An 18897-nucleotide genomic window follows, 5' to 3' on the forward strand; every position below is an offset into this window, starting at 1 on the left:
CCGCAAAATACCTGCATTGACCGGCCTCGCCGGGAGAGCGCACAAGGCCGGAAACGCGTCCGATACTCCGGGGGCGTCGGGCGAGGCGGAGGCCGCGGAGATCCATGATCAGGGACGCCGAGGGAATGCGCGTCGCCGGTGCGGGGCGGCCGATACTGCCGGCGACGGTGGACATGGTCGGGACCTGGTCGTGGGATATCGCCGACGACCGGATGCATGCCGACGATGTCGCCGGCGACCTGTTCGGGGCCGATCTCGACCGCCTGGCGAATGGCGTGCCCCTACGGGTCTTCGCGGCCCGCATCCATCCCGACGACCGCGACGCCGTCCTCGCCCGGATGCACCAGGGTGCGGCGCAGGGCGGCTCCTTCGTGGCCGAGTTCCGGGTGCGGAACACCGCCGGCGGGACCCTGTGGGTCCTCTCCCGCGCCCGCTACGAGCGCGACCGCGGCGGCCGCCCGGTGCGGGCGCACGGCATCCTGGTCGACATGACCGGCAGCGCGCTGAGCGAGACCGCCTACGACCATTGCGTCGACGCGCGGCCGGACTGCCCGCTCGAGCAGGCCGCCGAGGCCTGCATCGCCGCCCGCGAGGCCCTCGTGACGGCGGACCGGCCGTTCCTGCTGCGGATCGTCGACATGCTGCTCCTGGAACTCGGTCGCGAGATCGGCAAGGGCCTGCGCCGGGCCTATCTGCGCCGCCTGAGCTGACGGCCGTAGTCCGGGACGCGCCGGGGCGACGCGCCGCATCGATGCGGCTTGTGGGCCGGGGCCGGTCTGGCTAAGGCCGGGACCCGGGCGCTTCTCGCCCGCCAGAGATCCGGCAGGCGATGATCGGCAAGCTGAAGGGCGTGGTGGATTCCTACGGCGAGGATTTCGTGATCCTCGACGTGCACGGCGTCGGCTACGTGGTGCATTGCTCGGCCCGCACGCTCCAGCGCCTGCCCTCCACCGGCGAGGCGGCGGAGCTGGCGATCGAGACCCATGTGCGCGAGGACATGATCCGCCTCTACGGCTTCCGGGCCGATGCGGAGCGCGAGTGGTTCCGCCTGCTCCAGACCGTGCAGGGCGTCGGCACCCGGGTGGCGCTCGGCGTGCTCTCGGTGATGGAGCCGGGCGACCTCGCCACCGCCATCGCCACCGGCGACAAGGGCGCCATCGCCCGCGCCCCCGGCGTCGGCCCGCGCCTCGCCGCTCGCCTCGTGGCCGAACTGAAGGACAAGGCGCCCGCCTTCTCCCCCGTCGATCCGGCCCTGATCCAGCTGAGCGGAGCGGTGGAGGACAACACCGCGCCCCAGCCGGTCGCCGATGCGATCTCGGCGCTCGTCAATCTCGGCTACGCGCAGGTCCAGGCCTCGGCAGCCGTGGCCGCGGCGCTCAAGGGCGCCGGCGAGGGGGCGGCGGCGATGGAGGCCAAGACCCTGATCCGCCTCGGGTTGCGCGAGCTGGCACGGTGACCGGGCCCGGGCGGCACGGTCTCCGACCGACACGCTGTCGCGGCAAGGTCACGCGGTGGAGCCGCTGGCCCCACGCGCCCGAGCGGCGCCGGCTTCCGCATCGCGGACAGCGATCCGGCAGGACCGGCCGGAGCGAGCGCGGACCGGACGATCAGACCTTGAAGTCGAACACCGCCGCCTGACTGCTCGTCGGCGTGCTGCCGGTGCCGCTCGCGCCGTAGCCGCTCGCCTGGGTCTGTGCCTGGGCGTCCTGGAGCTGCTTGATGAAGCCCGCGAGCAGGTCGCTGGCGCTCGTGGCCGTCGAGGCCGGATCGGTCGCGGCCGCAGAGGTGGCCGGCGTCGAGCCGGTGGCATCGGCCGCTCCGGGGGACGGCAGGCCGGGGGGAGCACCGCCCGCGCCGCCGACGCCGCCAAGATCCGCATCACGATCCCCGCCAAGATCCCCATCACGATCCCCATCGCGGTCGCTCCCCTTGTGCGACGACAGCAGGTTCTTCAGCGTCGTCGCCTGGTCGCTCGTCAGGGTGCCCTTCGTGACCTCGGCGCCGATGAGGTCGTCCATCCGGCTCCTGGCCTGGGCCGGATCGAGGCGGGTGCCACCGGAACCGGACGTGTCCGAGGCGCCGGACATCGCCTGGTCGATGTCCTGGACCGCGCTCGTCAGCGCGCTCGCGTCGGTGGCGCTGAGGCTGCCGGCTTGCTGTTGCGCCGAGATCCGGTCGAGGAGCCGCTGCTTGTGCGCGCCCGCCTTCTCGGACCTGGGCTGACTGATCGGCGGGGCGGCCGCGCTGGAGGATGAGACGGTCGTCATGATGGGGCCGGAACCTCGCGTGTGGCGAGCGGGGACGATCGGTCATCCCCGACGCGGATCAGGCTGCAGCCGCCGCCGTTTAAGAGATCCTTCGTCGTCTCGGGAGAATGGTTTCCGCCCGTTGCACGGCGGTGCGCCGCAACGGGGGGTTACATCGTCGCCGACCGTATCCGGGCAGGCGGTTCACGCCGCCTGCTGGCGCGGCACCGTACCGACGGCCCGCGGCAGTTCGAGGCGCACGCACAGGCCGCGCGGCTCCCGGTTCTCCAGGGTGAAGGCGCCGCCATGCGACTGCGCGATGGCGGTCGCGATCGACAGGCCGAGGCCGAAGCCGCCGGCCTCGTTGAGGGTGCGGGCGCGGTCGCCGCGCACGAAGGGCTGGAGCATCAGGGTGCGCTCCTCCTCCGGGATGCCCGGGCCCTCGTCCAGGATCTCGACCGCGACGCGGCCCGGCTCCGCCTCGACGAGGCGCACCGTGGCGCCGCCGGCATATTTCACCGCGTTGTCGATCAGGTTGGTGAGCGCGCGCTGCAATTCGGCGGACGAGCCGCGCACCAGGGCCGGCCGCAGGGCCTCGTCCCGCACCTCCTCGGCCCGCACCGCCTCGCCGATATCGGCAAAGCCGTCGCAGACCGTCTGCACCACCGAGGCGAGGTCGACGAGGCTCAGGCCTTCGCGGGACTGGCCCTCGCGCGACTGGCCGTCGCGCACGAAGGACAGGGCCGCCTCGACGAGGGAATTCATCTGGTCGAGGTCGCGCAGGAACTGCCGGCGCAGGGCCTCGTCCTCCAGGAATTCCGCCCTGAGGCGCAGGCGGGTGATCGGGGTGCGCAGGTCGTGGCTGATCGCCGCCAGCATGTGGGTGCGGTCGTCGATCAGGCGCAGGACCCGGTCGCGCATCCGGCCCAGCGCCCGGGACACCGCCAGCACCTCCTCGGGGCCGCGCTCCGGCAGCGGCCGCGCCTCGGTGGCGGTGCCGAAGGCCTCCGCGGCTTCCGCGAGCCGCGCCAGCGGCGCGGTGAGGGCGCGCGTCGCCCAGATCGACAGGAGGGTGAGCGAGAGCGCGAGGAAGACCAGGGTGATCAGCACCGCGCTGGTCAGCGGCGGGTGCGGCAGCGGCAGGGGCGGCAGGTCGGCGCTGAGCTGGAGGCCGCCGGGCCCGGCGATCCGCAGGTGCAGGGCGCCGGCGGGCAGGTGATCCGCCGCGATGCCGTAGCCGGGTCCCAGGGCCGCCCGCAGACCGGTAATCTCCGGCACGTCGGCGTTCGACGGAGCCGGGGCATTCGGCTCGTTCGCGGGCAGCAGGGTGAGGTGAAGTGCCGAGGCACTGTGGCGGGCCGCCGCCACCACGTCGCCCCGGTCCTCGGGCGGGGCCGCCGCCACCATGTGGACGACGGTGACGAGGCGGTTGGCGAGCGCGCTCGGCCGCTCCTCGGAGCGGCGCAGCTCCGGGCGCAGGAGGAGGAAGGCCACCGTCACGACCACGTGGGTCACGACGATCGCGGCGACCACCAGCAGGGCGAGCTGCCCGGCGATGCGGCCGGTGAGCGGCCCGCGCCCGGTCATGTCGAGACCACCTCCGGCGTGAACAGGTAGCCGCCGGAGCGGATGGTCTTGATCATCTCCGGGTTGCGCGGATCGCGCTCGATCTTCTGGCGGATGCGGCTCACCAGCACGTCGATGCTGCGCTCGAACGGCCCGGGCGCGCGGCCCTGCGTGAGATCGAGGAGCTGGTCGCGGGAGAGCACCCGGCCCGGACGCAGGCACATCGCGTGCAGGAGGTCGAACTCGGCGCCCGTGAGCGCCACCTGGGCGCCCTCCGGGTTGAGGAGCTGGCGCAGGCCCGCATCGAGCACGAAGCCCGCGAAGGCGTGGCGCCGTACGCCCTCGTCCTCGCGTCCCTGCGTGGCCGAGCCGCGGCGCAGGATCGCCCGGATGCGGGCGAGCAATTCGCGCGGGTTGAAGGGCTTGGCGAGGTAGTCGTCGGCCCCGATCTCGAGCCCGACGATCCGGTCGATCTCCTCGCTCTTGGCCGTCAGCATCAGGATCGGGATGCCGGAGCCGGCGCGCAGGCGCCGGCAGATCGACAGCCCGTCCTCGCCCGGCAGCATCAGGTCGAGGACGACCAGGTCGACGCGGGAATCGGCCATCAGCCGGTCCATCTCGCGGCCGTCGCCGGCGATCGAGACCCGGCAATCGTTGCCGCGAAGATAGCGGGCGACCAGCGTGCTGATCTCGCGATCGTCCTCGACGATCAGGATGTGCGGTGTCGTGCTCACGGGTTCGCCTTATGCCCGAGACCGGGTTTTGCTTGAAGCCATCATTGTGCATCCGTCTGTTGCTGGCACCACCGCGCGACACCGTCGCGCAACCGATGCCGTCCCGGACGGGCTTTTCGCGATGGTGCCGCATTTTCGCGCGATGGGGAGCCCGGACCGGGGCCCATTCCGCCACAAAATGCATTAGGGCTGTGCATCACGGACCAGCCCCGGAGAGTTTTCCATGCAGCAGAACCGCCTGTTCGACGACTTCGCCCGCCTGATGACCGACGCCGCCGGCGCGGCGCAAGGCGTGCGCCGCGAGGCCGAGACGATGGTCAAGACGCAGGCCGAGCGCCTGCTGCGCGACATGGACGTCGCCACCCGCGAGGAGGTGGAGGTACTGCGCGACCTCGTCGCTTCCTTACGCGCCCAGAACGACGCCCTGACGGCCCGGGTCGCAGCGCTCGAGGCCAAGGCGACGGTGTCCGGCGCGGCTCCGGGCGGCACGGCGACGGCCTGACGCCGCGTCCCGATCCGTCTCGCTTGTGCACAGGAAGCTTCGGTGGATAGCCGGCGGTGCGCCGCCGCCGCCGCGGCTTTCCGCTTTGAGTCCCTCGACTCGCCCGGGCTATAGTGGGTCACGCACTGATTCGCAGCCGCTCAGGGGAGACAAGTCGGAACTTAAGCTTTTCGCCTGCACGGCCTGACCGTGCCCGGGTCGCGATCTGCCTTGAAGACGACACTCGCCGCGTCCGCTGACGCAGCTGTTTCCCGCTCGGACGAGCCAAACTTGGATCGCCATGACCCAGCTCAACATCGACGACCTGAACCGCGCCGAGCACCCGCTCGATGTCGTCGAACGCCTCGCCTCCCTCCGGGACTGGATCTTCGATCGTGCCGAGACCGACGAGATGTCGGTGGCGGTGGCCGGACGCTGGGCCGAGTACCACGTCGCCTTCACGTGGATCGAGGACGTGGAGGCCCTGCACGTCGCCTCCGCCTTCGACCTGAAGGTGCCGGACCGGCGCCGCAACGAGGTGCTGCGGCTCGTCTCGCTGGTCAACGAGCAGCTCTGGGTCGGGCATTTCGACCTCTGGAACAGCGAGCACGTGGTGATGTTCCGCCACGCGCTGCTGCTCACCGGCGGCGCCGAGCCGACCCACGGCCAGTGCGAGACCATGCTGAAGACCGCGGTCGAGGCCTGCGAGCGCTACTTCCAGGCGTTCCAGTTCGTGATCTGGGCCGGCAAGACCGCCCGTGAGGCCCTGGACGCGGTCCTGTTCGAGACCGAGGGCGAGGCGTGAGCGGGGGCGGCCACCTGCCGGCCTCGCTGATCCTGGTCGGCGCCGGCAAGATGGGCGGCGCGATGCTGGAGGGGTGGCTCGCCGACGGGCTGCCGGGCGGCAGCGTCACCGTCGTCGATCCCCATCCCGCCCCCGCCATGGTCGAGCTGTGTGCCGCGCACGGCATCGCCCTCAACCCGGCGGACCCGGCCGAGCCCGAGGCCCTGGTCCTGGCGATCAAGCCGCAGGGCCTCGAGGCCGCAGGCCCTGCCCTGGCGCCGCTCGCCGGGCCCGGCACGCTGGTGGTCTCGGTGCTGGCCGGCAAGACCATCGCCAACCTGAAGGACCGCCTGCCCCGCGCCCGCGCGGTGGTGCGGGCGATGCCGAACCTGCCGGCGAGCATCCGCCGGGGCGCCACCGGGGCGGCGGCCTCGCCCGAGACCGGCGAAGACCAGCGCCGCACGGCGCACGCGCTCCTCTCCGGCATCGGCCTCGTCGAGTGGCTCGACAGCGAGGACCTGATCGATGCCGTGACGGCCGTCTCGGGCTCCGGCCCGGCCTACGTCTTCCTGATGGCCGAGGCGCTCGCGGCGGCCGGCATCGCCGCCGGGCTGCCGGACGATGTGGCGGCGCGCCTCGCCCGCCAGACCGTGGCGGGGGCGGGCGAGCTCCTGGGGCGGAGCCCCGAGGAACCGGGAACCCTGCGCCGGAACGTGACCTCGCCCGGCGGTACCACCGCGGCGGCGCTCGACGTGCTGATGGCCGAGGCGGGCTTGAGCCCGTTGATGCGCGAGGCGGTGGCGGCGGCCAAACGCCGGGCCGGCGAGCTGGCGGGCTGACGGGTCCGCCATACCGTATCACCCGCCCCTCACGCGGGCGCGTCGCCGCGGCCCCCTGCCCGGCGGGCGGGGCGATCCCTAGATAGGCGGTCGAGGCGGCGACCCGCCTCGGGGAGAGGCGCACGCACCCTCCCCTTCGCCCCAACGGTATCGGAGCGTCCATCCATGGCCCGCACTCCCAAGGCGTCCGACGTCACGACGTCCGGCGAGGAGACCGCCCGCCTGCCGCCGCGGGAGGCGATCGTCGAAGCGCTGATGCGGCTTGCCGCCGAGCAGCCCTGGAACGACATCGAGATCGCCGACATCGCCCGCGAGGCCGGGGTGACCCTGGCCGAGTTCCGCGACGCCTATCCCTCGAAGGGGGCGGTGCTCGGGGGCTTCGCCCGCATGATCGACAAGCAGGTGCTGGAAGGCGCCAGCGACGACCTCGACGACGAGCCGACCCGCGAGCGGCTGTTCGACGTGCTGATGCGCCGCCTCGACGCGATGGATCCCTACAAGCCGGCGCTGCGCCGCATCGCCTTCGCGCTGCGCGGCGACCTGCTGTCGCTGGCCGCCCTCAACCAGGTGGCGCTCAACTCGCAGCGCTTCATGCTGGCTTCGGCCGGCATCGGCACCGAGGGGCCGCTCGGCCGGGTCAAGCTCCAGGGCGTGGCGATCGCCTTCGCCCGCGTGATGGAGGTGTGGCTCGACGACGACGACCCGGCGCTCGCCCGCACCATGGCGGCCCTCGACCGCGAGATTCGCAACGGCGAGCGCTTCATGGAACGCGCCGAGGACGTGCGCCGGCTGACCGCGCCGTTCCGGGCGCTGGCCCAGTCGCTGGCCGAGGGCGGACGCCGCCGGCGCCGGCGGGACGACCGTCACGACGACCGCAACGAGGACGAGGGCAATCCGCTCGGGGGCGATCCGGCGGCGGCGATCTGACGCCGCTTCCATCCCCGACGATTCGAGCGATTCCAGGGTGACCGTACGTCGCGCATTGTCTAGCCTCCCGGGGTGATCCGCCCTCGCCACGACGGCGGCACTCCAGAGGACCCTTCCGGATGCTCGACCTGTCCACCCGTGCGCCGGTGACGATCGCCCGCGTCGAGCAGCCGCGCTACAACGCCCTGGCGCAAGGCCTGCACTGGCTCACCGCCGCCCTGGTGCTGGCGGTGCTGCCGCTGGCCTGGATCGCCACGAGCCTGCCGGCGAGCCCGGCCAAGGGCGTCTACTTCCAGCTCCACAAGTCGGTCGGCCTCACGATCTTCGCCATCGTGGCGCTGCGCATCCTGTGGCGGGCCTGGCATCCGGCCCCGCCGGAGGTCTACGTGCCCCGCGGCCTGGCTTTGCTCGGCCGCATCAACCACTGGCTGCTCTACGCCGTCTTCCTGCTGATGCCGGCAAGCGGCTTCGTGATGTCGGCCGCCGCCGGCAACACCACGCAATACTTCTTCCTGTTCCCGATCCCGCCCTTCATGGAGAAGAACAAGGCGGTGTCCGATCTCGCCGACCAGATCCATGTGGTGGGGCAATACGCGGTCTACGCCCTGGTGGCCCTCCATGTGCTCGCCACCGCCTGGCATCTGATCGCCCGCCGCGACGCCCTGCTCGACCGGATGCTGCCGCGCCAGGACGTGTGACAATGACGTGTGAGGATCGGGGATCGAGGATCTTGCGCGATCACCTCTATCTGCTGGTCCCGGATTTCGCCGACCCGGCCTTTCCGGGCCGGCGCTTCTATTGCTGGCACTGCGCCCTGATCGAGGGCGTGCTCGCGGGCTTTCCCGCCCCGGCCGGGCGCCTCGACGTGACGCGCCTGCCCTGGCCGCGGCCGCGGCAGGCCCTGATCGACCGCCTCGGCGAGGCGCATCAGTCGCTGCCGCTCCTGGTGCTGGCCCCCGACGCGCCGGATACCCTCGCCGCCGTCCGCCACGGCGCCCTGCGCTTCGTCGACGACAAGGACGCGATCCTGCGCACGCTGCACGAGCGCCACGGTTTTCCGGAACCGCATCCGTAAGGGGGGGGTTGTTTCCGCCACCTCGGCTCACGACATAGCCGATCGGGCGAATGGATCGTCCACAAGAAGACTGCGGTCACAGGATGCGCGCTTTTGCAGCAACCACGGGCGTTGCATGAGGCCGGGCCGTTGGCGATGACGCGGGATGTGGTACATCGCGACCACTCGTCCGGTATCGCGGAGGAGGCGACCCGAGCGTGACCGATCCCCGCGACGACAGCCGCATCGCGGCCGAGCTGACTCGGACAGGCGCCAGTCCCGACCCGTTCGCCGCCGCCGTGCGGGCGACGCGCATGCCGATGGTGATCACCGATCCGCACCGGCCCGACAACCCGATCGTCTTCGTCAACGACGCCTTCACCCGGCTGACCGGCTATGCTCGCGAGGAGATCGTCGGCCGCAATTGCCGCTTCCTCCAGGGGCCCGAGACCGACGCGGCCGATGTCGCGCGGATCCGCGACGCGATCGCGCGCCGTGAGCCGATCGAGATCGACCTTCTCAACCACAAGAAGACCGGCGAGGCGTTCTGGAACCGCCTGCTCGTCTCGCCGGTCTTCGACGAGGCCGGGCAACTCACCTATTTCTTCGCCTCGCAATTCGACGTGACGCTGGAGCGCGACCGGCTGGTGCGCCTGCAGCGCGACCGCGACGCCCTGGAGCGGGAGATCGCGCAGCGCACGCAGGCCCTGCGGCAGAGCGAGGAGCGCCTGCACTTCATCCTCAAGGCCTCCCGCCTCGGCTCCTGGACCCTCGACCTCGCCGAGATGCGGCTGAGGGCGTCGGCGAACTGCAAGTGCAATGTCGGCCTCGAGCCGGACGCGCCGTTCACCTACGACGACCTGATCGCCGCGATCCTGCCGGAAGACCGCGAGCGGATGCAGGTCGCGGTCCGCGAGTCGATCGAGACCCGGAGCGACTACGACATCGAGTACCGGGTCCGCACGCCGGCCGGCGAGGTGCGCTGGCTCCAGGCCCGCGGCCAGCCCTTCTACGACGCCGACGGCGCCCCCTCGAGCATGGCCGGCATCACCCTCGACGTGACCGAGCGCAAGCGCGGCGAGGAGCACCGGGCCCTGCTCGCCGAGGAGCTGAACCACCGGGTGAAGAACTCGATGGCGACGATCCAGTCGATCGCCAACCAGACCCTGACCCACGCGACCTCGCTCTCCGAGGCCCGCACCGCCTTCAATGCCCGCCTGCAATCGCTCTCCGCCGCCCACGACGTCCTGACCCGCGAGAGTTGGGAGGGCGCCACCTTGGCGGAGATCGTCGAGGAGGCCTTGCACCCGTTCCGCACCGGCGCGGGCCTGCGCTTCCGGATCGCCGGACCGCCCGTCCGCCTGCCGCCGCGGCTGGCGCTCGCCTTCGTGATGGCCCTGCACGAACTGGCGACCAACGCGGTCAAGTACGGCGCGCTCTCGAACGAGCAGGGACGGGTGCTCCTCGATTGGAGCGTGACCGGCGATGGCGTCCTGCGGCTGCGCTGGGAGGAGACGGGCGGCCCGCCGGTCTCGGCCCCGAGCCGGCGCGGATTCGGCTCGCGGATGATCGAGCGGGTGCTGGCCGCCGAGATCGGCGGCACGGCGGCGGTCGATTATCGGCCGGGGGGCGTGGTGGCGGAGGTGGAGGCGCCGTTGCCGGAGGTGGGGGTGGCGGGGAAGGCGGGCGGTTGACGTTGAGTAATCCGGGCGGTAGGAAGCTACATTAGCTTTTAACTAGAAATTGAGCTATTTTATCGAAAAAATAAAATGCAATCAACAGCAGTTATGCAAAGATTGCAATTCGATCCGCAACTTGCGGCTCTTCCGCCGGCCTATAAATGGGATTGACTTTCAAAAAATACCGAAATAACAATCACGCCAGATTATTGGATTCAAGAGATGAAAAATATATTTTTTGCCACGAAGGGTCTTTTTATCGCAGAGATATCACATTCTCGTTATGTCGTGCAGGACGCATTTGGAAACTCCACAATGCCGCGATTTTGCGCGGATTTGGATAATATGACCCGATGGGCGAAGGCGGAATACAATATATCTCCGCTAGTTCCAATTGAAGAAATAAGAGAGTTATCGACATTCTCAAGCTTTAGATGGCATGAACTTGAGCATTGGTATGCCGCTCATCTCGACTACGCATTGAGCGACTATATTCTCGGAGATCGTAAAGATAAATTTTTTCAAGATATTTATTTTATCCCGTTGGGATATCTTGAATTCGGCTATGGTGATGGGTCACGCGAGGCGCTGGAATTTATCGACAAACATTTTCGAAAAACGATTGCCGATCGAAAAATACCGCTCGATCTAGCGACCCTTGAAGTCTGGCTGACACTTGAGCAGTTCAAAAGAATTTTTCGAGAAATTACATCGCTCGTTCATAGATCAATTGTTTCTTTCTTAGAGCTTCTACAACTACAGCGGACTTGTATTATTAAATCTTCGCCCACCTTATCGCAATTAAAGACAAATGAAGTTATCCATCATGGTGCGGACGCATATCGCGCTTCGACAGCCGCAACAATGGCTGTTATTTCTCTATGCACATCACTGGATATTCATAGCAAGCTAATACACTATCTTGATCAAACAGACCCACAATCAAAAAAGTTTAAACCGGCTGGAGGGCGGCATTTCAGCGATCTTCGAAAATTAAATCTCCGTAGGATGCCAAAATCAATTCTAGACGATCTTTTCGCAGAAGTCGAAAAAGATAGCTCTATATCGGAAATGATACAATTTAGGCACGACATAATTCATTCAACATCCGCTATTGAACTTGAAAAGATTTATATTGGCTATGAGACCGCCGAAATAAATGAGCAACCTTTGCATTATTCATTTCAAGGCTGGCGAGATTGCTACGCAAATGGACAGCCTGAGCGCTATTTAGGAAGAGACTATTTTGTGGGATCGCACACCGATATCGAACTTCGAATTCACGGATGGATTAAAGATATTATTAGCATACACATAAATTCCGGCGCGCGCATTGCTAATTATCTTAAAACAGGATAATTAGAAAATATTTTTATATATTATTCCTCTTTTTAACCGCTCATGTAAATAAATATTTATTAATATTCACAGATGATGGCCTTTTCATTGCTCCGCAAAATTTATAAAAGTGAGATATTGCATAGATCATGGTGGATTTTATAATAAAAGATATCTATTTGGCATTTATTTTTAAAAAAGTTTGAGCGACATTCACTCATCGATCGCAAGAGCTACTTCCGTTGGTGACCCCTCCCCCCAACCACCGGATCACCCCCACCAGCCTTCCCCCCTCCCCACCCTCCGGCACGATCAGCCGCAGCGGCGCCCCCACCACCACCCGATCCCCGAACGGCGCGACGAGGCGCCCGTCGGCCAGCGCCTCGCCAACCAGCGCGCTGTGCCCGACGAGCACGCCGTGGCCGGCAAGCGCCGCGTCCAGCGCGATGCCATAGAGCGAGAAGGCCGCCTCCCGGGCCGGGCGCAGGGCCCCGGCACCGTGGGCGCTCAGCCAGCGCGGCCAGTCCTCACGCCAGACCGAATCGTGCAGGAGCGTCGTCCCGGCGAGGTCCCGGGGATCGCGCAAAGACGCCGCCAGCGCGGGAGCGCAGACCGGAAACAGGTCGTCCCGGGCCAGCACCCGGGAGGTGCAGCCGACGGGCGCGGCGTCGCCGAAATACAGGCCGAGATCGACCATCTCGCGAAGATAGTCCGGCGGGTCGTCCCGGGTCAGGATGGCGACGTCGAGGTCGAAGGTGGCCTGCAGGGCAGGCAACCGGGGTGCGAGCCAGAGCTGGGCGATGCAGGGCAGGGCCGCCAGTGTCAGGCTGCGGGGCCGGCCGACCGCCCGCATCACCCGCACGGCCTGGTTCACCGCGTCGAAGGCCGTGGTGAGGGACGGCAGCACCGCCCTCCCCTCCGCGGTCAGGCACAGACCGTTCGGCCGGCGGTGGAAGAGCGGCCGGCCGAGCCAGGCCTCGAGCCCCTTCACCTGGGCGCCGATCGCCGCCGGGGTGACGTGGAGTTCCTGGGCCGCCGCCACGTAGCCGCCATGGCGCGCCGCCGCCTCGAAGGCCCGCAGGGCGTTGAGGGAGGGCGGGGCCGCCCGGCCGGCCGGATCCATCGCAAGGCTCACATTCGCAAGACCAAGAAAAGCTTGGCCTGAGCCTCAGCTTATCCCGTTTGCAGGCGACGCCGGCAAGCCCGACATTCGGGCTCTGCCAGCGACGGACCCTCTCTCATGCGCCTCCTCCACGACGGCTATTTCGACCGCGGGCTCGACGCCGACCCGGAACTCGCCGCCTCGATCCGCGGCGAGCTCGCCCGGCAGCGGGACGGGATCGAGCTGATCGCCTCGGAGAACATCGTCTCGCGGCTGGTGCTGGAGGCGCAAGGCTCGGTCCTCACCAACAAGACCGTCGAGGGCCCGGCTTACGCCCGCTATTACGGCGGCGCCGAGCATGCCGACGCGATCGAGGCCCTGGCGGTCACCCGGGCGACGCGGCTGTTCGGCTGCCGCTTCGCCAACGTGCAGCCCCATTCGGGCTCGAACGCCAATGCGGGCGTGTTCCTCGGGCTCCTGAAGCTCGGCGACACGATCCTGTCGATGGGCGTCGAGGCCGGCGGCCATATCAGCCACGGACATCCGGCGACCCTGACCGGGCGCGACTACAGGATCGTGCGCTACGGTGTGGAGCGCGACAGCGAGCGGGTGGAGCTCGGCTCCGTCGCCCGCCTCGCCCGCGAGCACCGGCCGACGATGATCGTCGCCGGCGGCTCGGCCTATGCCCGCGCCCTCGATTTCGAGGGCTTGCGCGCCGTCGCCGACGAGGTCGGGGCGCTGCTGATGGTCGACATGGCGCATTTCGCCGGCCTCGTCGCCACCGGGCTCCATCCCCACCCCTTCCCGCACGCCCACGTGGTGACCTCGACCACCTACAAGTCCCTGCGCGGCGCCCGGGGCGGCCTGGTGCTGTGGAACGACCCCGCTCTGTCGGACAGGATCAATTACGGGATCTTCCCGGGCGTGCAGGGCTCGGTGATGATGCACAGCGTCGCCGCCAAGGCGGCCTGCTTCGGCGAGGCCTTGCGGCCCGAGTTCCAAGCCTACAACCAGGCGGTCCTCGACAATGCCCGGGCCCTGGCGGCAAGCGTCGCCGAGGCCGGGATACGCCTCGTCGCCGGCGGCACCGATTGCGGGCTGATGCTGGTCGACCTCTCGCCCCAGGGCGTGACAGGCGACGTGGCCGCAAAGGCGCTGGAAGCGGCGGGGCTCGCGGTCAACAAGAACCAGATCCCCTTCGACACCCGCCCGCCCGAGGCGCCTTCGGGCCTGCGCCTGTCCTCGAATGCCGGCACGGCAAGGGGTTTCGGCACCGAGGAGTTCCGACAGGTCGGCCGCTGGATCGCCCGGGTGGTGGCGGCGCCTCACGACGCGGCCGAGCTGGCGGCGATCCGGGAGGAGGTGCTGGCGCTCTGCCGGCGCTTCCCGATCTACGGCGGGGCGTGAGCCCCATCCACCACCCCACCGATCAGGTTGCGGCCGAGCAGGAACTCGGCGCTGAAATCGGTGCGGATCAGGGGCTCCATCGCCACCGGCCCGGCGAGCGCCTGCGCCTCGGACCGCCGCGCCGCCAGGGCCTCGGCGCGGTCGACCGCCCGGAAGCGGATCCGCGTGCCGCCCTGACCTTGAGCGAGGCGTCCGAGATCCGGGCCGATCACGGTCGCGATCTTCGGGTAGCCGCCGGTGGATTGGCGGTCGGCCATCAGGACGATCGGCCAGCCCTCCCCCGGAACCTGGATCGCCCCCATGGCGATGCCGTCCGAGACGATGTTGTAGCCCTTGGCGTGGGTGAGCGGCGTGCCGTCGAGGAAGCAGGCCATCCGGTCGCCCTTGGTGGTCACCGTCCAGGGCCCGTCCAGGAAGGCGGCGATCTGGTCCTCCGAGAAGAAATCGTCCTGGGGCCCGAGCACCACCCGGATCTCCTCGGGCGGGCGGACGAGCCAGGGCGCCACCAGGGCGTGGGGATCGGCAGGCCCGGGGCGGCCTTCCGCGATCGTCAGCCGGTCGCCGGCCCGGAGCGCCCGCCCGTCGAGGCCGCCGAAGCCCGAGCGGGTATGGGTCGCGGTCGAGCCGAGGGTCGGCGCCAGATCGAACCGGCCCGCGACGGCGAGATACACCCAGGCCCCGGCCCGGCCCGCCCGCACGACGAGATGGCTGCCGGGATGGAGCGTCAGCGCGCAGGCCGGCGGCAGGGGGGCGCCGTCGAGGCTGATCCGGAACTCGCCCCCGGCGAGCGCGATCCCGAGCGGTCCACCCTCCGCCGTCACCTCGACGCCGCCCAGCGACACCTCGAGCGCGGTGGTCCCGAGCGGGTTGCCGAGCGCCCGGTTGGCGGTGGCGTGGGCGAGCGGGTCCATCGGCCCGGCGGCGGTGATGCCGTAGCGCAGGTAGCCGTGGCGGCCGCCATCCTGGAGCGTCACGCCGGGACCGGCCGAGAGGATACTGAGACGTAAGGTCATGCGGCCTCCCGGCGCTGGGCGACGATCTCGCCGGACGCGGCGCGGCGTTCGAGATCCGCGAAGGTGGCGGCGTCGATGGGCTCGAAGCGGAGCGTGTCGCCGACCGCGACCGGGAACGGCTCGGGCCGCTGCGGTGCGTAGAGCCGCTCCGGCGTGCGACCGATCACGTACCAGCCGGTCGGCATCGGGAAGGTCCCGACCGCAGCCAACCCCCCGCCGATCAGCAGGGCATTCGCCGGATGCGGCGGGCGCGGCGTGGCGCGGCGCGAGACGGCCAGCTCCGCCGGCAGGCCGCCGAGATAGGCAAAGCCCGGAGCGAAGCCGTACATGTAGACCCGGTACTCGGCCCCTGCATGGAGGGCGGCGACGCGCTCGACGCTCAGGCCCGTCGCCTGCGCCACGGCGCCGATATCCTCGGCGCAGGCCGGATCGTAGCAGCAGGGCAGCGTCCAGAGCGCGGCGCCCGCCCGGGCCGGGGCGGGCTTTTCCGCCAGCGCCCGTACCCGCGCGGCGAGGTCGTCACGGTCGAGGACCAGGGGATCGTAGTGGATCATCAGCGAGCGGTAGGTCGGCACCGTCTCGCGCAGTCCCTCGGGCGGCGCGGCGCGCAAGGCGTCGTCGAGGGCGAGCACGCGATCGTGGATGGCGGGATCGACGGTGGTGCCGAACTCCGCCACCAGGGCGGCCTCGCCGGCATCGAGGAGGCGGGGGCTCTCCATCGGATCAGGCCCGGAACGGGGCGAGGCGCACGCCGGCGCCTTCGAGGCGGGCACGCACCGCCCGGGCGGTGGCCACCGCATGGGCGGAATCGCCGTGGACGCAGACCGAGCGGATCGGCGTCGGCAGGCGCCGGCCGCTCGCCGCGATGATCGCCCCCTCCTGCACCATGGCGAGCACCCGCTCGGCGGCTTGTGCCTCGTCGGTGATCAGGGCGCCTGGCTGGCCGCGGGGAATCAGGAACCCGGCCTCGGTGTAGCCGCGATCGGCGAAGATCTCCTGGTGCACGTCGAGGCCCTGCGCCTCGCCGGCCGCGACCTGCGCGGTGAGGGCGATGGCGAGCAGCGACAGGGACGGGTCGACGGCCTTGACCGCCCTGGCGATCGCATCCGCCACCTCCCGCTCCACCGCCGCGAGATTGGCGAGCGCCCCATGCGCCTTGACGTAGGTGAGGCGGTGGCCGGCATAGGCCGCGAGCCCGGCCGCGGCGCCGACCTGGTAGGCGACGAGCCGCTCGACCTCGCCGGGGGTGAAGGGCAGGATCCGGCGGCCGAAGCCCCACCGATCCGGGTAGCCCGGATGGGCGCCGACCGCGACGCCGCGCGCGCGCGCGATGGCGAAGGTGCGGGCCATGATCTCGGGATCGCCCGCATGCAGGCCGCAGGCGACGTTGGCCGAGGTCACGACCTCCAGCATCGCCGCGTCGTCGCCGCAGCGGTAATCGCCGAAACCCTCGCCGAGGTCCGAATTGAGGTCGATGGACGGCATGGCGGGCACTCCGGGCAGGCGGGCGGATGCCATGTCCTGGCATCGCCCCGGCGCCCCTGCAACCCGCGGGCCGCGCCGGACCGGGTTGTCCCGCGCGCCGCCCCTGCGGTCAGAGCGACAGGGCGCTCACCGACAGGTCGAGCGCGCTGCGGGCGAGCCACAAGACGCCCCAGCCGATGAGGCCGAACCACGCGAGCACCAGCGGCACGCCGACCGCCAGGGTCAGCACCATCGCGACCTGGCGCAACTTGGCCTCATACGACGCAGCGACGGTCGCGGCCCGTCCCATCGCGGGCGCCTTCGTGTCGAACTGGATCATGGGTGCGGGTCCCGGAGAGATCATGCCGCGGTGGTGGCAAGCGGCGGGCCCGGCGAATGCGGATCGGCATGCTGGCGCAGGAACGCGGAATGGTTAACAGAGTTCCCTCGCGCTCGCAGGATGTGACGACGCAACCGGCGATGCGATGCGTGCCGAAGCGGGATGCCGCCTTCGCGACAGTGTGGTGGATTCCTAACCTTCGCGCATGGACGCCACCCCTGGGCCCCGCTACCTTCACCGACACGGTCAGGTTGCGACGACCGTCGCGCGACTCAAGCGTCGAGCCGCGCGAACCGAGGAGCCGGGCAGGCCGCGCCTGCCGATCCGGAGGTGCGATCATGCGTGACGGGATGCGCCGCTCGGTCGGCCTCGCCCTGTTGCTCGGCATCCTGTGCGCGCCGCCGGCGTGGGCGCAGGACCCGGCCGCTCCCCGCCCGTGGAGCGACCCGCCGGCCAAGCCCGCCGCGACGGAGGCGGCGAAGCCCGCTTCCTCCCCGGAACCCACCGCCGCGACGCCGACCCGCACGGCTTCGAAGAAACCTGCCGGACACCCCATCAGGACCGCATCCCGGCCGCGGAAGGCGGAGCGCGCGGCGCTCGCACGGCGCAAGGCCGAGCGGCGGGACCAAGTCGCGGTGCGCCCGAGCCGTCGGATTGTCGCAGACGCGGCACTCCGGCCGGCCCCTGCCCGCCGGGTCGTTGCCGCCCGGCCACCGTCGGATATGCAGGCTGCGCGGCGCGCCCGCCCGCTGCCACCGGACCTGTCCGGCTATCGCGATGTCGACCTCTGGGTCGATTCCCGGGCCGACCGGATTCGCCGGGCGCAGGATGGCGGCTTCCTGGTCATGCGCCGCAGCACCATCGAGGACCCGATGGGCCGCCGGATGCAGATCCTGCGCCCCCTCGACGACGAGGACGAGTAAGCGTCGGTCACAGCCACGGTCGCGAGGCCAGGTGCGCGCCGAGCAGCAGGAGACCGATCAGGAAGGCGCGTCGGAAGGTCGGGGCGGAGACATGGCCGCGCAGCCACTGCCCTGCGGCCATCCCGAGGAGCGCCGGCGCCAGGGTGACGAGGGACGCGGCGCCGGCCGTAAGGGGCAGCGCCCCCTCCCGCGCGAGGCCGGCGGCGAGCGCCACGGTCGAGACCGTGAAGGACAGGCCGAGGGCCTGGATCAGCTGGTGCCGGTCGAGGCCCAGCGCCTGGAGGTAGGGCACCGCCGGGATCACGAAGACTCCGGTCGCTCCGGTGACGAGGCCGGTAGCGAGCCCGATGACGGGCGACAGCCAGGGCTCGGCGCGGGCCGGCACCCGGAAGGCGAAGCCGGCCAGCCCGATCACCGCGTAGACCACCAGCGCGGCACCGAGTGCGCTCGCGGGTCCCGGCCCCTTGGCACCTGCGATCAGCCCGGCGCTCGCCACGGTCCCGACGGCGATGGCGACCATCATCGGCCAGAGCCGCCGCAGCAGGGCGCCGAAGCGCGGCCCGGCGAGGAGCTGCCAGACGTTGGTGACGAAGGACGGCACGATCAGCAGGGCTGCCGCCTGGGCGGGGCTCATCACCGTGGCGAGCAGCCCCACCGCCACCGTCGGCAGGCCGAGCCCGATCACGCCCTTGACGAAGCCGGCGACGAGGAAAGTGGCGAGAATCACCGCCCAGCCGAGCGGTCCGGCGGTGCCGGCAAGGAGATCGGTCACGGGGATCTGTCCGTCAGTCGCGGCCGCTCATGTCCCGGAGCATCGTCTCCGGGCTCGGCAGCGGGCGGGTGGGCGCCTCGGCCTGCAAGACCAGCGGCGAGACCGATGCGTCGACCGAATGCCCTTCGAGGGCGACACCGGCGGCCAGGATCGCGAGGGCGAGAGCGATGAGACCGAGCGGACCCGGCCCCCCGGGACTGAGCGGAATGCGCGGCGGCATGGAGCAAT

General features: G+C 69.8%; 22 protein-coding genes. 12 read left to right on the top strand and 10 right to left on the bottom strand.

The genetic code is table 11. The features are described 5' to 3' along the window. The first annotated feature begins 104 nt into the window (after positions 1-104). Positions 105-710: a PAS domain-containing protein gene (locus AC3AOF_RS17230; RefSeq protein WP_236989693.1), complete on the top strand. Its 606-nt coding sequence runs from the start codon at positions 105-107 to the stop codon at positions 708-710. A 119-nt stretch (positions 711-829) separates the two neighbouring features. After that, positions 830-1456 carry a Holliday junction branch migration protein RuvA gene (gene ruvA, locus AC3AOF_RS17235; protein WP_236989692.1) on the top strand — a complete coding sequence of 209 codons (627 nt, stop codon included), beginning with the start codon at positions 830-832 and terminating at the stop codon, positions 1454-1456. Between the two features lie 151 nt (positions 1457-1607). On the opposite strand, the gene AC3AOF_RS17240 is transcribed toward ruvA, so the two are convergent. The 3 genes from AC3AOF_RS17240 to AC3AOF_RS17250 all read right to left on the bottom strand — a co-directional run bounded on the left by AC3AOF_RS17240 (position 1608) and on the right by AC3AOF_RS17250 (position 4546). Next, complete coding sequence (locus AC3AOF_RS17240; protein ID WP_488345989.1) at positions 1608-2267, bottom strand: hypothetical protein; 660 nt, start codon at positions 2265-2267, stop codon at positions 1608-1610. A 183-nt stretch (positions 2268-2450) separates the two neighbouring features. Then, a complete protein-coding gene (locus AC3AOF_RS17245; RefSeq protein WP_236989690.1) occupies positions 2451-3833 on the bottom strand; it encodes a sensor histidine kinase in 1383 nt (460 codons plus the stop codon). Next, on the bottom strand, positions 3830-4546 hold the full coding sequence (locus AC3AOF_RS17250) for a response regulator (protein WP_236989689.1): 717 nt from the start codon (positions 4544-4546) through the stop codon (positions 3830-3832). The genes AC3AOF_RS17245 and AC3AOF_RS17250 overlap by 4 nt, the downstream gene beginning before the upstream one ends. A gap of 223 nt (positions 4547-4769) precedes the next feature. On the opposite strand from AC3AOF_RS17250, the gene AC3AOF_RS17255 reads away from it, so the two are divergent. The 8 genes from AC3AOF_RS17255 (at position 4770) to AC3AOF_RS17290 (ending at position 11669) form a co-directional block, all read left to right on the top strand. Further along, positions 4770-5048, top strand: a complete 279-nt coding sequence (locus tag AC3AOF_RS17255) for an accessory factor UbiK family protein (RefSeq protein WP_236989688.1) — start codon at positions 4770-4772, stop codon at positions 5046-5048. A gap of 280 nt (positions 5049-5328) precedes the next feature. Next, positions 5329-5832, top strand: a complete 504-nt coding sequence (locus tag AC3AOF_RS17260) for a type III secretion system chaperone family protein (protein WP_203154757.1) — start codon at positions 5329-5331, stop codon at positions 5830-5832. A 50-nt stretch (positions 5833-5882) separates the two neighbouring features. Further along, entirely contained in the window at positions 5883-6650 is a 768-nt protein-coding gene (proC, locus tag AC3AOF_RS17265; RefSeq protein WP_236992762.1) for a pyrroline-5-carboxylate reductase, read from the top strand. 165 nt (positions 6651-6815) lie between these two features. Further along, entirely contained in the window at positions 6816-7577 is a 762-nt protein-coding gene (locus tag AC3AOF_RS17270; protein ID WP_488345990.1) for a TetR/AcrR family transcriptional regulator, read from the top strand. Positions 7578-7696: 119 nt separating this feature from the next. After that, complete coding sequence (locus AC3AOF_RS17275) at positions 7697-8275, top strand: cytochrome b (RefSeq protein ID WP_236989686.1); 579 nt, start codon at positions 7697-7699, stop codon at positions 8273-8275. Positions 8276-8304: 29 nt separating this feature from the next. Then, positions 8305-8652 (top strand): DUF3088 domain-containing protein, encoded by a 348-nt coding sequence (locus AC3AOF_RS17280; RefSeq protein WP_488349009.1) that lies wholly within the window; start codon positions 8305-8307, stop codon positions 8650-8652. 197 nt (positions 8653-8849) lie between these two features. Then, positions 8850-10325, top strand: a complete 1476-nt coding sequence (locus AC3AOF_RS17285; protein ID WP_488345991.1) for an HWE histidine kinase domain-containing protein — start codon at positions 8850-8852, stop codon at positions 10323-10325. Positions 10326-10655: 330 nt separating this feature from the next. Beyond that, positions 10656-11669 (top strand): hypothetical protein, encoded by a 1014-nt coding sequence (locus AC3AOF_RS17290; protein WP_488345992.1) that lies wholly within the window; start codon positions 10656-10658, stop codon positions 11667-11669. A 196-nt stretch (positions 11670-11865) separates the two neighbouring features. On the opposite strand, the gene AC3AOF_RS17295 is transcribed toward AC3AOF_RS17290, so the two are convergent. After that, the gene (locus AC3AOF_RS17295) at positions 11866-12771 is read right to left on the bottom strand and encodes a LysR substrate-binding domain-containing protein (RefSeq protein WP_488345993.1); all 906 of its coding nucleotides are present in this window, start codon (positions 12769-12771) and stop codon (positions 11866-11868) included. 117 nt (positions 12772-12888) lie between these two features. Between AC3AOF_RS17295 and AC3AOF_RS17300 the strand changes: the two genes are divergently transcribed. Next, complete coding sequence (locus AC3AOF_RS17300; RefSeq protein ID WP_488345994.1) at positions 12889-14157, top strand: serine hydroxymethyltransferase; 1269 nt, start codon at positions 12889-12891, stop codon at positions 14155-14157. Here AC3AOF_RS17300 and AC3AOF_RS17305 read toward each other — a convergent pair. The 4 genes from AC3AOF_RS17305 to AC3AOF_RS17320 all read right to left on the bottom strand — a co-directional run bounded on the left by AC3AOF_RS17305 (position 14142) and on the right by AC3AOF_RS17320 (position 16974). Further along, a complete protein-coding gene (locus tag AC3AOF_RS17305) occupies positions 14142-15170 on the bottom strand; it encodes a 5-oxoprolinase subunit C family protein (RefSeq protein WP_488345995.1) in 1029 nt (342 codons plus the stop codon). The genes AC3AOF_RS17300 and AC3AOF_RS17305 overlap by 16 nt on opposite strands. Further along, complete coding sequence (locus AC3AOF_RS17310) at positions 15167-15889, bottom strand: 5-oxoprolinase subunit B family protein (RefSeq protein ID WP_488345996.1); 723 nt, start codon at positions 15887-15889, stop codon at positions 15167-15169. Before AC3AOF_RS17310 ends, AC3AOF_RS17305 begins: the two co-directional genes overlap by 4 nt. 4 nt (positions 15890-15893) lie before the next feature. Beyond that, positions 15894-16655: a 5-oxoprolinase subunit PxpA gene (locus AC3AOF_RS17315; protein ID WP_488345997.1), complete on the bottom strand. Its 762-nt coding sequence runs from the start codon at positions 16653-16655 to the stop codon at positions 15894-15896. A 109-nt stretch (positions 16656-16764) separates the two neighbouring features. Continuing rightward, a complete protein-coding gene (locus AC3AOF_RS17320; RefSeq protein ID WP_236989678.1) occupies positions 16765-16974 on the bottom strand; it encodes a hypothetical protein in 210 nt (69 codons plus the stop codon). Between the two features lie 338 nt (positions 16975-17312). Between AC3AOF_RS17320 and AC3AOF_RS17325 the strand changes: the two genes are divergently transcribed. After that, positions 17313-17897: a hypothetical protein gene (locus tag AC3AOF_RS17325; RefSeq protein ID WP_488345998.1), complete on the top strand. Its 585-nt coding sequence runs from the start codon at positions 17313-17315 to the stop codon at positions 17895-17897. Positions 17898-17904: 7 nt separating this feature from the next. Here the strand turns inward: AC3AOF_RS17325 and AC3AOF_RS17330 are convergent, their stop codons facing one another. Both AC3AOF_RS17330 and AC3AOF_RS17335 read right to left on the bottom strand, forming a co-directional pair. Then, on the bottom strand, positions 17905-18669 hold the full coding sequence (locus AC3AOF_RS17330) for a sulfite exporter TauE/SafE family protein (RefSeq protein ID WP_488345999.1): 765 nt from the start codon (positions 18667-18669) through the stop codon (positions 17905-17907). 13 nt (positions 18670-18682) lie between these two features. Continuing rightward, a complete protein-coding gene (locus tag AC3AOF_RS17335; RefSeq protein WP_236989675.1) occupies positions 18683-18889 on the bottom strand; it encodes a hypothetical protein in 207 nt (68 codons plus the stop codon). Positions 18890-18897 lie beyond the last annotated feature (8 nt).

The sequence above is a fragment of the Methylobacterium sp. 142-1Y genome (assembly GCF_057747795.1).